Here is a 14,613-nt window from a genome sequence, read left to right as displayed (position 1 = left end):
GGCAGCCAGGGCTGCCGACGCCACCCGCGGGCGGCTCAACCGGTCACTTACCGGCGGCCGCACCGTTCTTCAGGGCCGCCTGCCACTGCTCGTCGGCCGACTTGCCCTGCTCCACGGCGCGCAGCGTGTTCTCCACGGCGGTGCGGACCGCGTTGTTCTTCGGGCCGAGGTAGACCGGCTTCAGGTCGGTGGCGCCGGCGGCGAAGATCTTGCCGACCGGGGCCTTGCTGAAGTAGTCGTTGGTCGAGTCGGCCACGGCCGGGTCGGTGAGCGCCTGCGGGTTCGAGGGCAGGTTGCCGACCGCCTTGTACGCGCCGATCTGGCCCTTGGCGCTGGTCAGGAACTTGGCCAGCTCCGCGGCCTCCTTCTGGTGCTTGCTCGACTTCGGCACGCCGAGGAAGGAGCCGCCCCAGTTGCCACCGGCGCCCGGCGCCTTGGCGATGTCCCACTTGCCGGCCGCCGCGTCACCGGCCTGGCCCTTGATGACACCGGTCATCCAGGCGGGGCAGGCGATGGTGGCGAAGGTGCCGTTCTTGAAGCCGGCGTTCCACTCGTTGGAGAACGACTGGAGGTTGTTGGACAGCCCGGCGGCGATCATCTTGGTGGTGAGCTGGTACGCGGCCTGCACGTCCGGGTTCTGGTCGATGACCAGCTTGTTGCTCTTGTCGTAGTAGGTGTAGCCGGTGCCCTGGCCCGCGATCTGCATCAGCACGACGTTGTAGAAGTTGGTCGCCGAGTCGACGAACTTGTGCTTCTTGTCGGCGGCGGCGAACTTCTGGCCGGTGGCGATGAACTCGTCCCAGGTCGGCCAGAGCGCGCCGACCTGCTCGCGGTCGGTGGGCAGCCCGGCGGCCTTGAACAGGTCGCTGCGGTAGCACAGCGCCATCGAGCCGACGTCGGTGCCCAGGCCCAGCACCTTGCCGTCGGGGGTGGTGCCCTGCTCCCACTTCCACGGCAGGAAGTTGCCCTTGAGGTCGTTCGCGCCGTGGTCGGCGAGGTTCACGAACTTGTCGGCCTGGGCGTAGAACTGGACGATGGTGCCCTCTTCCAGGGCCACCACGTCGCCGGCGCCCGAGCCCGCGGTGATCTGCTGGGTCAAACGGGTGTTGTAGTCACCGAGGCCGAGGCCCTTGCCCCGCTCCTGGATCTTGACGTTCGGGTGCTCCGCTTCGTACTGCTTGTACAGCTCTTCGTAGCCGAAGCCCTGGTCGCCGAAGACGTCGACGACCAGGGTGACCGGGCCGCCGCCGCTGCCGCTGTCGCCGCTGTCCGAGTCGTCGCCGCAGGCGGCGGTGGTGCCGAGCACGACGACGGACGCGAGCGCGATGGCCGCGAACCGCCGACGACGGATTGGGACGCTCATCCGAGACCCCTCTTTCGGTGGTGAGGCGATATCTGCTGTGTGGTGGGGGGTGCGTTTCGCGCGGGCCGGAGCGGGCAGGAGGGAGATCCGCACCACTCTCGGGAGCGCTCCCATGAGGTTGCCGGGAGGTGACAGGGGTGTCAATAGACCGTTGGGAGCGTTCCCATTTCGTTACCGCGTCGGCGCGCGGCCCCTGCGCGGGGACCGCGCGGTCAGCGGTGCGGCGGTGGCGCCGCGGGTCGCGCGGTCGGTGACGCGTCGGTGGCGCCGCGGGTCGCGCGACCGGTGACGCGGCGGGTGCGCGGTCGGTGGCCCGGCTGGTCGCGCGGTTCGGCGGTGCAATGGCCGCGCGGTCGGCGGTGCAGTGGTCGCGCGATCGGCGGTGCAGTTGGTCGCGCGGTCGGCGGCGCGAGGGATCGGGTCAGCAGCAGCGGCGCAGCAGGACGGTGGCGCGGTCCGGGTCGAACACGCCCGGATCGAACGCTGGGCCGGCCCACTCCCGCATGGTCGGATGCTCCGGATGCGCGGGATCGGCGAGCGCGGCCAGCAGGACCGCGTACCCGCCCGGACCGCCCACGTCCTCCGGCGGGCAGGCCCGCTCCCCGTCCAGGCACAGCGGGTAGCGCTCGTCCGGGTCGGCGGCGCAGCAGTCCTCCACCACCAGGTCGTGCTCCCACCAGTCACCGAAGTCGTACGTGTAGCGGAACCGGTCGCCCTTGCCGACGAGCGCATCCAGCCGGACGTCCAGCTCGTCGCGCAGCGCCAGTTCGCCGTCCGGGTCGGGCTCGCCGTACTGCCGGCCGTCCACGTCGAACGAGTGCAGGTGGCAGTCGCGCCAGCCCATCGCGTGCTGGATCACCCGGTGCAGCCGGTCCAGCGTGTAGCCGCCGGGCACCAGCACCCGCCGCCACACCGGCGGCCGGACGCCGGCCAGCGACACCATGAGCTGGAAGATCTGACGCGACACGACGTCCAATCCTTCCTGGGCATAGGCTGCCTGCATGATCTGCCGAGCCTGCCGGGAACGGCGGCACGACGACTGTCCTGGCCGGAAGTGGTGCGACTGCCAGCACCGTACCCCCGAACCCACCCCTCCGGTCACCGGTCCGGCCGGCGAATGACCGTCGGAACCCCGATCGAACGGATCTGGCCCGCACCCGTCACCGGTGCGCTCACCGATCCGCAGCTCACCGCGCTCTACGGCCGGACGGCCGGCCCGCACCTGCGGGTCAACTTCGTCGCCAGCGCCGACGGCGCGGTCACTCTGGACGGATACTCGGCCGGGCTCTCCGGCGAGCCGGACAAGAGGGTCTTCGGCCTGCTGCGGATGCTCTGCGACGGTCTCGTGGTGGCCGCCGGCACACTGCGGCACGAGGGCTACCGGGCGGTCCGGCTGAGCCCGGAACGCCGGGCCTGGCGCCGCGAGCAGGGGCTGGCCGAGTTCCCCACGCTGGTGGTCGTCTCCGGTTCGCTCGACCTCGACCCGGCGCAGGCCGCGTTCGCAGACGCCCCGGTCCGGCCGATCGTGCTCACCCACGCCGACGCCGTACCGCCGCCCGGGCTGGCCGACGTCGCCGACGTGATCCGCTGCGGCACCGACCAGGCCGACGCGCCCGGGCGGGTCGATCTCGTCGCCGGACTGGCCGAGTTGCGTCGGCGCGGGCTCGGCCAACTGCTCTGCGAGGGCGGCCCGCACCTGTTCGGCGCGCTCACTGCCGCCGACCTGGTCGACGAACTGTGCCTGACCGTGGCGCCGCTGCTCGCCGGCGCCGGGCCGGGCCGGATCACCGCCGGGGACGCCAGCGTCCCGCGTCACCTGCCGCTGCGGCACGTGCTGGCCGCCGCCGACGGCGTGCTGATGCTGCGCTACGTCCGCGACCCCGCCGAGACCCCGCCCGCCGGTTCCGCCCCCGCCGCCTGACCCGCTCGCGGCACGCGGCACGCGGCACGCGGCACGCGGCACGCGGCACGCGAGATCTTGGTATCAAACGGCCCCTAGAGGGGCCCTTTCGTACCAAGATCTCCGCGTCGTCCTGACACGCGGGACACGACTCCCGCGGCTCGGGACGCGCAGACCGGAAACGGCGAGTTCGGGGTGGGCAGGCGACGGGTGGAACGCCATGGGTGTCATCGGCCTGCGGAGGCACCCGTGGTGTTCCACCGAGCGGCCGGACCGGACCGGACCGGGCCGGGCCGCGCCGGGCCGCGCCGGGCCGCGCCGCATCTCGGTCACCCGACGGCATCACTGGCGGTCATCGGGCGGGCCGCCCGGGAGCCGGCAGCGTTGGCGCGGCAGACGGCCCCGCAGCGGCGGGCGGCGCGGCGGGCGGGGCGGCGCGGCGCGGCGGGCGGCGGAGGGGTGAACGTGGAGGAAAGGCACGCATCGTGATCGGGCGGATTCGGGTGGCTACCGTTCGGCGCACGGGTGACGTGGCGTCCGCCGCGTCGCGTGGCAACCTGTCGCATCCCTCGGGCAGGATGCACGACGTGCACCGCCAACGGTACGACCAGCCGACCGGAGACCGCCGATGACCGACGATCAGCTCGACGGGCCCGGCGAGGGTGTCGGCCGGGTGCTCGGCACCGCCGACGCCACCCCGCTCACCTTCTGGACCGCCGTCGCGCCGGGCAGCTACCTGCAACTCGACGACGTGGTGGTGACCCGTCGCGACCTGCCCGACCGTGAGCCGGTGACGATCGCCGGGGTGGTGACCCAGGTGCGCGCCCGGCACGAGGGGGCGCAGTTCGACTCCGACGTCTTCGCCATCGCCGACGGCACGCTGCCGGCGCAGGTGCAGGAGGCGGCCGAGGTGACCACCACGCGGGTCGACCCGGAGTTCTACGTGCCGCCCACGCCGGGCGCGGTGGTGCACCGGGCCGAGGGTGACGCGCGGGCGCGGGCGCTGCACTTCGACCGGATGGAGCGGCGGATCCCGATGGGGATGGGCCGCGACGGCGTGCCGGTCTACCTCAACGCCGACTTCCTCGACGGCACCCGGGGCGCGCACGTGTCGATCTCCGGCATCTCCGGTGTCGCCACCAAGACCAGCTTCGCCACGTTCCTGCTCTACTCGGTGTTCCGCTCCGGCGTGCTGGGCGGCGACGCGGTGAACGCGAAGGCGCTGATCTTCAACGTCAAGGGCGAGGACCTGCTCTTCCTCGACCACCCGAACAGCCGGCTCGACGACCCGACCCGGGCGGCGTACGCGAAGCTGGGCCTGGACGCCGGCGCGTTCCCGGACGTGCGGGTGTACGCCCCGCCGCGGGTCGGCGACTCCTCCGGCACGCCGGATGTGAGCAGCCGGCTCACCGGGGTGGACAGCTTCTACTGGACGCTGACCGAGTTCTGCGCCGACCGGCTCCTGCCGTACGTGTTCGCCGACGCGGACGACGAGCGCCAGCAGTACACGATGGTGGTCCACTCGGTCGCCGCGCACCTGGCCCGCTACGCCCAGCCAGCCGACGGCGGGGTGAGCATCGACGGGGTGCGGCTCGGCTCGTACGCCGATCTGGTCGACCACGTGGTCGAGCAGCTCAACGACGACGAGACACGCGGCGAGTGGGCGGGCAGCGCGGTCGGGCTGGGCACCGTCAACGCGTTCGCCCGCCGGCTCATCGGCAGCAAGAAGGACCTGGGCCGGCTCATCCGGGGCGACCTGGCGATGCGCCGCCCGCACTCGATCAACACGGCGGAGAGCGCCCAGGTCACAGTGGTCGACCTGCACAACCTGCCGGATCGCGCGCAGCGGTTCGTGGTCGGCGTGACGCTCAAGAGCGAGTTCGAGCGCAAGGAGAAGGCCGGCACCGCCAAGCCGCTGCTGTTCGTCGTCCTCGACGAGCTGAACAAGTACGCGCCACGGGAGGGCTCGTCGCCGATCAAGGAGGTGCTGCTCGACATCGCCGAGCGGGGCCGCTCGCTGGGCGTGATCCTGGTCGGCGCGCAGCAGACGGCCAGCGAGGTGGAACGGCGGATCGTCACCAACTCGGCGATCCGGGTGGTGGGCCGGCTCGACCCGGCCGAGGCGTCCCGCCCGGAGTACGGCTTCCTGCCGCCCGCCCAGCGGCAGCGGGCGCTGCTGGCCAAGCCGGGCACGATGTTCGTCAACCAGCCGGACATCCCGGTGCCGCTCTGCCTGGAGTTCCCGTTCCCGGCGTGGGCCACCCGGGTCTCGGAGGCGGGCCGCGCGCCCTCGGAGACGCTACGGTCGATCACGCAGGCCGCCGATCCGTTCGCGGTGGTCGGCTCCGGCTCCTCCGACGACGACATCCCGTTCTAGGCGGCACCCAGATGAAGATCCTGCACACCTCGGACTGGCACGTCGGCAAGGTCCTCAAGGGGCAGTCCCGGGCCGAGGAGCACAAGCAGGTCCTCGCCCAGGTGATCGAGATCGCCCAGCGTGAGCGGCCCGACCTGGTGATCGTCGCCGGTGACCTGTACGACACCGCCGCGCCGACCCCGGAGGCGACCCGGCTGGTCACCCGGGCGCTGACCGCGCTGCGGCGTACCGGGGCCGACGTGGTGGCGATCGGCGGCAACCACGACAACGGCGCGGCGCTGGACGCGCTGCGCCCGTGGGCCGAGGCGGCCGGGATCACGCTGCGCGGCAGCGTCCGGGAGAACCCGGACGAGCACGTCGTCGACGGGGTCACCGCCGGCGGGGAGCGCTGGCGGCTCGCCGCGCTGCCGTTCCTGTCCCAGCGGTACGCGGTGCGCGCGGTGGAGATGTACACGCTCACCCCGGCCGAGGCCAACCAGACGTACGCCGACCACCTGGGGCGGGTGCTGGACCGCCTCGCCGAGGGGTTCACCGAGCCGGACCGCGTGCACCTGGTCACGGCGCACCTGACTGTGGTCGGGGCGAGCACCGGCGGCGGTGAGCGGGACGCGCACACGGTGCTTGGATACGCGGTTCCGGCGACAGTCTTCCCCGGCAACGCGCACTACGTGGCGCTGGGTCACCTGCACCGCTCGCAGCGGGTCATCGGCCCGTGCCCGATCCGCTACAGCGGCAGTCCGCTCGCCGTCGACTTCGGCGAGCAGGAGAACGTCGGCTCGGTGACGATCGTGGAGGTGACAGCCACCACGGCCGCCCGTATCCGCGAGGTGCCGGTGCCGGGCGCGGTGCCGCTGCGCACGGTACGCGGCACGCTCGCGCAGCTCGCCGAGATCGAGGCGCCGGAGGGCTGGCTGCGCGTCTACGTCCGGGAGCAGCCCCGGGCCGGGCTGCGCGAGGAGGTGCAGGAGCTGCTGCCCCGGGCGCTGGAGATCCGGATCGATCCGGATCTGGTGCCCGCGCCGGGCAGCGGGACACGGACGGCTCAGCGGGCCGGCCGGTCGCCGGGCGAGTTGTTCGGCGACTACCTGGACAGCCGCGGGCACGCCGACGAGGGTGTCCGGGAACTCTTCGACGAGCTGCTCGAGGAGGTGGAGCACTGATGCGGCCGATGCGGCTGGACATGGCCGGGTTCACGGTGTTCCGCGACGAGACGACTGTCGACTTCACCGACGCGGACTTCTTCGCGCTGGTCGGGCCGACCGGTTCGGGCAAGTCGACGGTGCTCGACGCGATCTGCTTCGCGCTCTACGGGACGGTGCCGCGCTGGGGCGGCGCCCGGGGGCTGGCGAACGCGCTGGCGCCGTCGGCGACCGAGGCGCGGGTCCGGCTGGTCTTCGAGTCCGCCGGGGACCGCTACGTGGCGACCCGGGTGGTGCGCCGCGACGGCCGGGGCACTGTGAAGACGGCGAACGCCGGTCTCCAGCTCATGCCGCCGGGGTTCGACGTCACCAAGCTCGACACCGGGCTCAGCCCGGACGATCTGGGCGAGGTGGTGGCGGGCACCCCGGCCGAGATGGAGCAGGCGGTGCTGGACGCGGTGGGGCTGCCGTACGAGCAGTTCACCTCGTGCGTGGTGCTGCCGCAGGGACAGTTCGCCGACTTCCTGCACGCCAAGCCGGCCACCCGTCAGCAGATCCTGGTGAACCTGCTCGGGCTGGGCGTCTACGAGTCGGTGCAGAAGAAGGCGGTCGAGCGGGCCGGGCAGGCCGAGGCGAAGCTGGAGACCGTCGACAAGATGCTCGGCGGGCTCGCCGACGTCGACGACGAGAGTCTGGCCGCCGCCCGGGAGCGGGTGGACGCGATGCGGGAACTGGCCGCAGCGGTCGCTGCCGCCGTACCCGAATGGGAGCGGGCCCGTGCGACGGCGGGTGAGCGGGCCGCGGCGCTTGCCGCCCTCGACGCCGAGCTGGGTGTGCTGGCCGGGGTCCGGCCGCCGGACGGCACCGCCGAGCTGGCGCGGGCGGTGGCGCAGGCCCGGGTCGCCGCCGACGAGGCGGCGGCCGCGGTCGGGCTGGCCGAGGAGCGCGAGGAGAAGCTGCGCGGGGAGCTGGCCGCCGCCGGTGACGAGAGCGCGCTGCGGCTGCACCTGAAGGCGTACGCGGACCGGGACCGGCTGACCGCGGAGGCGGCGACGGTCCGCGCGGCGGTGGACGCGGCGCGGACCGAACACGAGGCGGCGGTGGAGGCGCTGGCGGCGGCGCGGGCGGACGCGCAGCGGGCCGAGACGGAGCTGGAGTCGGCGTTCCGCGCGCACGAGGACGCGAAGGCCGCCGACCAGGCGGTGGCGCTGCGGGCGCACCTGGTCGGCGGCGCGCCGTGCCCGGTGTGCGAGCAGACCGTCACCACGGTGCCGGCGGTGCCGAAGGGTTCGGCGGTGAGCCGGGCGATCGAGGCAGGCAAGGCCGCGCGCGCGGCGAGCGAGGCGGCCAAGCGGGTCGTGCAGGAACGCGACACCGCGGCCCGTGACTCCGACCGGGTGCTGCTGCGCGCCCGGACCCAGCACGACCAGCTCGGCGCGCGCCTGGCCGAGCTGGACGAGCAGCTCACGGACGCGCCCGCGCCGGAGCGGCTGCGCGAGTCGCTGGCCGAGCACGCACGGCTGCGGACCGCGCTGGAGGAGGCGGCCGGCGCGGTGCGGGCCGGCCGGGAGGCGGCCCGGCGGGCGCGGGGCGCGCTGGACGCCGCGCAGGAGCGGCTGCGCCGGGCCTGGCGTGACTTGGACGCGGTACGCGACGGGCTGACCTGGTTCGGGCCGCCGGCCGCCGACCGGGACGACGTGGCGGCGGCGTGGGCGGCGCTGGCCGGCTGGGCGGGCGAGCAGGCGCAGGCGCGGCGCGCGGAACGGGACGGGCTGGCCGACTCGGTGGAGGCGGCGCAGCGGGCCGCGGCCGAGGTGGCCGACGGGATCGCCGCGTTGTTCACCGCGGCGGGGCTGGACGCCCCCCAGGACGCGCCGCGCGACGTGGCGGTGGCGGTGGAACGGGCCGAGGCGGAGTTGCGCCGGCTCGACGAGCGCCGCGAGCAGGCCGCCGGGCTGCGGGAGCAGCGGGCCGGGCACGAGCACGAGGCCCGGGTGGCGCGGGCGCTCGCCTCGCACCTGCGGGCGAACAACTTCGAGCGCTGGCTGCTCACCGAGGCGCTGGACCTGCTGGTCGACGGCGCGTCGGGGATCCTGCGGGAGCTGTCCGGCGGGCAGTACGACCTGGTCCACGACAAGGGTGAGTTCTTCGTGGTCGACCACCACGACGCGGGGTTGCGGCGCGGGGTGCGCACGCTGTCCGGCGGGGAGACGTTCCAGGCGTCGCTGGCGTTGGCGCTGGCGCTGTCCGAGCAGCTCGCCGGCATGTCCACCACCGCCGCCAGCCTGGAGTCGATCGTGCTGGACGAGGGTTTCGGCACGCTCGACGCGGCGACGCTGGACACGGTCGCGGCGACGCTGGAGAATCTGGCCGCCCGGGGCGACCGGATGGTCGGCGTGGTCACCCACGTGCCGGCGCTGGCCGAGCGCATCCCGGTCCGGTTCGAGGTCCGCAAGGACGCGCGGACGGCCCGGGTGGAACGGACCGGCCTGTGACCGGCACGGGCCGGCGGAGCGCCGCGTGACCGGGCCGTCGCCGGCGTTCTTCGTCGACGCGTGGGATCCGTCGTACGGCGCGTCGTTCGAGGCGGCGGGCGGGTCCGGGCCGGCCGCGCCGAGCAGCGCGCAGGTCGACGCCGACGTCGAGCTGCCGGCCACCGACTGGCGGGCGATCGGCCCGCGCGCGGGCGTGCGGGCGCCGGACGTGGTGCTGCTCGTCGACGGGGTACGCCGGATCGACGCCAGCGTCTGGACGGCCGAGGAGGACGGCGGTTCGTTCCCCGGCATCGCCGCCTCGTACGCGGCCGGTGTGGTCCGCTGCGACCTCGACCGGGGCGCCGCCGAGATGGCCGGTTCCCGGGTGGGCCGTGGCCTGTTCACGGCGAGCCCGTCGGCGCAGGACGTGGTCGCCGGGACGGTCCGCTACCCGGTGCACCGGGTCAGCGGCACCGGTGAGCTGAGCAAGCTGCCCGCGGCGGTGCAGGCGCCGCTGACCGCGCTGGAGGTGGCCGTCTCCGACGCGGTACGCACCGACGGCGACCTGCTGGTGGTGGACGGCCCGCTGCGTAGCCGGCGGAACCTGCCGCGCACGCTCGGGTACATCAAGACGCAGCACAGCCAGTACCTGGACGCCCGGCTCACCGCTGTGGTGACCGGGCTGGCGCCGGGCGAGCGCTGCCCGGTGTTCCGGCTGGGCACGGCCTGGGGCGGCTGGTCGTGGTATCTGCGGCTGCCGGTGCGCGCGGGCGCGCCCTGGGCGGGCATCGTGCGGGTGGAGTGCTCGGCCGACCTGACCGTGCCGGAGGCGATCGCGCTTGCCGACCTGTCGCTGGTGACGCTGCCCCGGTTCGCCTCCACCCCGTACAAGGATCCGCGCGCCCCGCAGAACCTGGTGCCGATCGCCGGGCTGGAGCGCCGGCTGCGGGGCATGCTCGGCGACGCGCGGCTGCTGCACCGGGTGCTCACCGCCGCGGCGCGCGGGATGCGGCGCTGATGGGCCGGCGACGCGACTCCGACCGGGTGACGGCCGACGTCGACACCGGCCGGGCCGAGCTGGTGCCGGACGCCGACCGTCCGGGCTCCTGGACGCTGCTGCTCGACGGCGCGCCGCAGTCGCATGTGGATCTCGACGATCCTTCGCACCTGGAGTTCGAGTACGTCCGGCGGCTGGCCGCCGCGCTGGACCTGGTGGCGCCGGCCGGGACGCCGCTGCGGGTGCTGCACCTGGGTGGCGGCGCGCTGACCCTGCCCCGCTACGTGCAGGCCACCCGGCCCGGTTCGACGCAGCGGGTGTCCGAGGTGGACGGCGCGCTGGTGGAGCTGGTCCGCCGCGAGCTGCCCTGGCCGTCGGATCCGCGCCTGAAGGTCCGGGTGGCCGACGCGCGGGCGACGCTGACGTCGAGCCGGGACGGCGCGTACGACGTGATCGTGGCCGACGTGTTCGCCGGCGCCCGTACCCCCGCGCATCTGACCTCGGTGGAGTACGCCGCCGAGGTGGCCCGGGTGCTCGCGCCCGGCGGCAGCTACCTGGCGAACGTGGCCGACGGCCCGCCGCTGCGGCACGCCCGCGCCCAGGTCGCGACGGTGCGTACCGTGCTGCCCCGGGCCTGCCTGGTCGGCGACGCGGCGGTGCTGCGCGGCCGGCGCTACGGCAACCTGGTCCTGGTGGCGTCCCGGGTGGAGCCGCCGGTGCCGGAGCTGACCCGGCGGGCGGCGGGTGACTGGTTCCCCGGCCGGGTGCTGGCCGGTGCCGAGCTGGACCGGTTCACCGGCGGCGCGGCGGTGGTCCACGACGCGGACGCCGTCGACTCCACTCCCCCACCGCCGGGAATTTTTTCGGTCAAACGTTGATCCGATCGGCTGATCGCTGCGTATCCCCGGGCGGCCATGCCCGTGGGGGGCCGGCTGATGTCATTGGACAGCGGAGGTCTGCATGCATGCGGTGGCGGCCGGCTGGCACGGCGAGGTGGCGCGGCCCGAGTGGATGTTCGCCCGGGCACAACCACACTCGCGCGCCTCGCGTTCGGGCCGGGGGGTCGACGCCCGGTCCACCGATCGCCAGAATGACCCGGTGCCGCCGCGACCCGCTCCCGGACGCCACCAGGCGACCTCCGCCGAGGCCAGCCACTCCGACCAGTTGATCCGCCTGCTGTACGCCGAGCACGCCGGCCCGCTGCTGATGTTCGTGATGCGGCTGACCGGCGGGGACCGGCAGCGCGCCGAGGACATCGTGCAGGAGACGCTGCTGCGGGCCTGGCGCAACGCGCACCGGCTCGGCGTGCAGGGCCAGGGCTCGCTGCGCCCCTGGCTCGTCACCGTGGCCCGGCGGATCGCCATCGACGAGCACCGCAGTGAGCAGGCCCGCCCACCCGAGACTTACGACCGGGATCTGACCATGTTCGCCGAGTCGGACAGCACCGACCGGGTGCTGCGCACGATGACCGTAGCGGACGCGCTGCGTACGCTGAGCCAGTCGCACCGGGAGATCCTGGTGGCGACCTACTTCCGGGGGCGCACCGTGCCGGAGGCGGCCGAGGAGCTGGGGCTCCCGCTCGGTACCGCCAAGTCACGGGTCTACTACGCGCTGCGCGCGTTGCGCACGGCTCTGCAGGAGAGGGGGGTGACCGAATGAGCCGGGCCGATCACATGGACGTCGCCGCGTACGCGCTCGGCGTACTGGACGCGCAGGACGCGGAGCGGTTCGAGGAGCACCTGGCCACCTGCTGGGCCTGCGCGGCGGAACTGGAGACGATGGTCCCGGTGGTGGGACTGCTCTCCGGCATCGACGGTGAGGCGATGGCCGCGCTGGAGCAGACGCACACCGATCCGGCGCTGCTGGACCGGACACTGATGGCGGTACGACGGGACCGCCGTCGTACCCGGGTGCGGCAGTTGCTGGCGACGGCGGCGGCCGTGGTGGTGTTCGGCGGCGCGAGCGCGGCGGCGGCCGGGATGCTCGGCGACGATCCGGCGCCGCCGCAGGCCGGGCCGACGCAGGCCGCGCCGAGCGTGGCGCCGAGCGGCGAGCCGGGCAACCCGAACGACCCGGGCGTCGGCGGGAAAGAGGACATCGAGGGCGACCAGCACAACGCGACCGACCCGGGGACCGGCGTGCAGACCACGATGTGGCTGGCCCGCAAGGAGTACGGCACGCAGATCGCGGTGCAGCTCAGCCGTCTGCCGGGGCCGCGCACGTGCCGGCTGGTGGTGGTCCGCAAGAACGCCACGAGCGAGGTGATCTCCACCTGGTCGGTGCCGGTCGGCGGCTACGGGACGAACCAGAACCAGCTTCCGCTGGAGCTGAGCGCGTCCACCTCGGCCCCGGTGCGCGACATCGACAAGCTCCAGGTGCAGTCGGTCGACGCGAACGGCGTGGCGAGTCCGCTGGTGACGGTGGACGACATCTGATCTGGTGTGCCGACGGCGCCGGGTGGCTGAGCCACCCGGCGCCGTCGCGTCGTGCCCGGGCCGGCGGACCCCCTCGTGCTGACGCACGCATGCCGGCTTCCATCGGTTCAATCGGTCCACTGTGAAATGTGCCACCCTTGCGGGTTCAACCTTGACAGCACTGCGCCCGTACTACTCGGCGAACTGCCAAGAACGAGGAGGGCACGTGGCACACCACAAGCGGACGACCGTCATCGTCGCGAGCGCGATGGTCGCACTTACGGCCTGCGCCCCAGCGGGCTACAACGGGGCGAACTCGGGCGCGGCCGAGCCGGTCGCCGTCGCCGCGGCCGAACCCACCGCGGCGGCCGAACCAGAGGCGTCGGCGGCTCCCGAGGAGGAGCCGGTCGCGGACAAGGCGCCCCCGGCCAACGTGAAGATCACCGACGAACTGGTCGGCAAGAAGCTGCCCCGGATGGGCCGCGTCGTCACCGACCAGGACGGCTGGGTGCTGTACCGGTTCGACAAGGACTCCGACGACCCGCCGCAGTCCAACTGCGTGGACAAGTGCGCCGAGGTGTGGCCGCCGTCGCTCACCGACGGCAACCCGCAGCTGCGCGGCGTCTCCGACGACAAGGTCGGCACCATCACCCGTCAGGACGGCACCCGGCAGCTCACCATCGGCGGCTGGCCGGTCTACCGCTACATCGGCGACAAGAAGCCGGGCCAGTGGAAGGGCCAGGGCGTCGGCGGCACCTGGTTCGTGGTCGACCCGAACGGCAAGAAGAACCTGACCTGCCTGCCGACCGGCACGCCCAAGGCGGTCGCGCCGCCCGCGGCGGGCAGCTCGGACAGCTCCGGCGGCGGCTCGGACTACTCGTACTGACACCGCAGGACACGGTGACCGGTCGCCGCCGGGGAGGGCGTGGCCGGTCACCGTCGCGAACCCCGGGAGGCGGGCCGCACCGGCATCGGCCCGCCTCCCGGCCAGGCGTGCCCGGCGTCACGGCCCGGTCGCGTGGCAGAGTGGCCTGGTGACCTCGCCCGACGCCCGCCGTACGCTGCGCCCGCCGGCCGGCTACCGGCTGGCCGCCTCGGTGCGGGCGCTCACGTTCAGCCCGTACGACCCGTGTGCGCGGATCGCCGCCGGCACGTTCTGGTGGGCCACCCGCACCCCGGACGGCCCGGCCACGCTGGCGCTGCGCCCGTCCGCCGGCGACCTGCTGGCCGAGGGGTACGGCCCCGGCGCGGCCTGGGTGGTCGACCGGGCCGACCGGATCGCCGGGCTCTGCGACGACCTGACCGGGTTCGCCGCGCTCGCAGGTACGCACCCGCTGGTGGCCCGCCTGGCCCACACGCACCACGGGCTGCGGATGCCCGCCACCGGCCAGATCTTCCCCCGGCTGCTGCGGGCGGTCTTCGAGCAGAAGGTCACCGGCAAGGAGGCGTACCGGGCGTACGCCGCCACAGTGCGGCACTTCCGGGAACCGGCGCCCGGCCCGCTGCAACCACTGCTGCTGCCGCCGGAGCCCGCCGCGGTGGCGGCCACGCCGTACTGGGTGTTCCACCCGTTCGGGGTCGAGCAGCGGCGCGCCGACACGCTGCGCCGCGGGGCGGCCGTCGCGGACCGGCTGGAACGCTGCGCCGACTCGGCGGAGGCCACCCGGCGGCTCACCGCCATCCCGGGCATCGGGCCGTGGACCGCCGCCGAGGTGGTGCGGATCGCGTACGGCGACGCGGACGCGGTGAGCGTCGGCGACTACCACGTGCCGAACACCGTGGCGTGGGCGCTGGCCGGTGAGGCGCGCGGCGACGACGCCCGGATGCTGGCGCTGCTGGAGCCGTTCCGGGGGCACCGCGGCCGGGTGTGCGTGCTGCTGGAGGCGGCAGGCGTCCAGGCCCCGAAGTACGGCCCGCGCGCCCCGATCCGCTCCTTCGCCCGCTACTGA

General features: G+C 74.2%; 12 protein-coding genes. 10 read left to right on the top strand and 2 right to left on the bottom strand.

Annotated elements, in window-relative coordinates; genetic code table 11:
* Positions 1–43 precede the first annotated feature (43 nt).
* Positions 44–1,363, bottom strand: coding sequence for an ABC transporter substrate-binding protein (locus ML5_RS09625; protein ID WP_013284855.1), 1,320 nt, complete (start codon positions 1,361–1,363; stop codon positions 44–46).
* 421 nt (positions 1,364–1,784) lie between these two features.
* The gene (locus ML5_RS09620; RefSeq protein WP_041784165.1) at positions 1,785–2,330 is read right to left on the bottom strand and encodes a plasmid pRiA4b ORF-3 family protein; all 546 of its coding nucleotides are present in this window, start codon (positions 2,328–2,330) and stop codon (positions 1,785–1,787) included.
* A 150-nt stretch (positions 2,331–2,480) separates the two neighbouring features.
* On the opposite strand from ML5_RS09620, the gene ML5_RS09615 reads away from it, so the two are divergent.
* The 10 genes from ML5_RS09615 (at position 2,481) to ML5_RS09570 (ending at position 14,613) form a co-directional block, all read left to right on the top strand.
* Complete coding sequence (locus ML5_RS09615) at positions 2,481–3,284, top strand: pyrimidine reductase family protein (protein WP_013474547.1); 804 nt, start codon at positions 2,481–2,483, stop codon at positions 3,282–3,284.
* Between the two features lie 607 nt (positions 3,285–3,891).
* Complete coding sequence (locus ML5_RS09610; protein ID WP_013474546.1) at positions 3,892–5,640, top strand: ATP-binding protein; 1,749 nt, start codon at positions 3,892–3,894, stop codon at positions 5,638–5,640.
* 11 nt (positions 5,641–5,651) lie between these two features.
* Positions 5,652–6,800, top strand: a complete 1,149-nt coding sequence (locus ML5_RS09605) for an exonuclease SbcCD subunit D (protein ID WP_013284851.1) — start codon at positions 5,652–5,654, stop codon at positions 6,798–6,800.
* A complete protein-coding gene (locus ML5_RS09600; RefSeq protein ID WP_013474545.1) occupies positions 6,800–9,274 on the top strand; it encodes an AAA family ATPase in 2,475 nt (824 codons plus the stop codon). The genes ML5_RS09605 and ML5_RS09600 overlap by 1 nt, the downstream gene beginning before the upstream one ends.
* 25 nt (positions 9,275–9,299) lie before the next feature.
* Complete coding sequence (locus tag ML5_RS09595; protein WP_013284849.1) at positions 9,300–10,271, top strand: hypothetical protein; 972 nt, start codon at positions 9,300–9,302, stop codon at positions 10,269–10,271.
* A complete protein-coding gene (locus ML5_RS09590) occupies positions 10,271–11,128 on the top strand; it encodes a spermidine synthase (protein ID WP_013474544.1) in 858 nt (285 codons plus the stop codon). The genes ML5_RS09595 and ML5_RS09590 overlap by 1 nt, the downstream gene beginning before the upstream one ends.
* Positions 11,129–11,210: 82 nt before the next feature.
* Entirely contained in the window at positions 11,211–11,909 is a 699-nt protein-coding gene (locus ML5_RS09585; protein WP_013284847.1) for a sigma-70 family RNA polymerase sigma factor, read from the top strand.
* Positions 11,906–12,685 (top strand): anti-sigma factor, encoded by a 780-nt coding sequence (locus ML5_RS09580; protein ID WP_013474543.1) that lies wholly within the window; start codon positions 11,906–11,908, stop codon positions 12,683–12,685. Before ML5_RS09585 ends, ML5_RS09580 begins: the two co-directional genes overlap by 4 nt.
* Positions 12,686–12,890: 205 nt before the next feature.
* On the top strand, positions 12,891–13,550 hold the full coding sequence (locus tag ML5_RS09575; RefSeq protein ID WP_013474542.1) for a hypothetical protein: 660 nt from the start codon (positions 12,891–12,893) through the stop codon (positions 13,548–13,550).
* Between the two features lie 148 nt (positions 13,551–13,698).
* Positions 13,699–14,613: a DNA-3-methyladenine glycosylase gene (locus ML5_RS09570; protein ID WP_013474541.1), complete on the top strand. Its 915-nt coding sequence runs from the start codon at positions 13,699–13,701 to the stop codon at positions 14,611–14,613.

The organism is Micromonospora sp. L5 (assembly GCF_000177655.2).
Taxonomy (GTDB): Bacteria; Actinomycetota; Actinomycetes; order Mycobacteriales; family Micromonosporaceae; genus Micromonospora; species Micromonospora aurantiaca.
This window is presented reverse-complemented; position numbering and strand designations above follow the sequence as displayed.

Coding starts and splice junctions, on each gene's coding strand:
- ML5_RS09610 (WP_013474546.1), top strand. CDS start 3,892: ATGACCGACGATCAGCTCGACGGGCCCGGCGAGGGTGTCGGCCGGGTG.
- ML5_RS09600 (WP_013474545.1), top strand. CDS start 6,800: ATGCGGCCGATGCGGCTGGACATGGCCGGGTTCACGGTGTTCCGCGAC.
- ML5_RS09615 (WP_013474547.1), top strand. CDS start 2,481: ATGACCGTCGGAACCCCGATCGAACGGATCTGGCCCGCACCCGTCACC.
- ML5_RS09590 (WP_013474544.1), top strand. CDS start 10,271: ATGGGCCGGCGACGCGACTCCGACCGGGTGACGGCCGACGTCGACACC.
- ML5_RS09605 (WP_013284851.1), top strand. CDS start 5,652: ATGAAGATCCTGCACACCTCGGACTGGCACGTCGGCAAGGTCCTCAAG.
- ML5_RS09585 (WP_013284847.1), top strand. CDS start 11,211: ATGCATGCGGTGGCGGCCGGCTGGCACGGCGAGGTGGCGCGGCCCGAG.
- ML5_RS09580 (WP_013474543.1), top strand. CDS start 11,906: ATGAGCCGGGCCGATCACATGGACGTCGCCGCGTACGCGCTCGGCGTA.
- ML5_RS09625 (WP_013284855.1), bottom strand. CDS start 1,363: ATGAGCGTCCCAATCCGTCGTCGGCGGTTCGCGGCCATCGCGCTCGCG.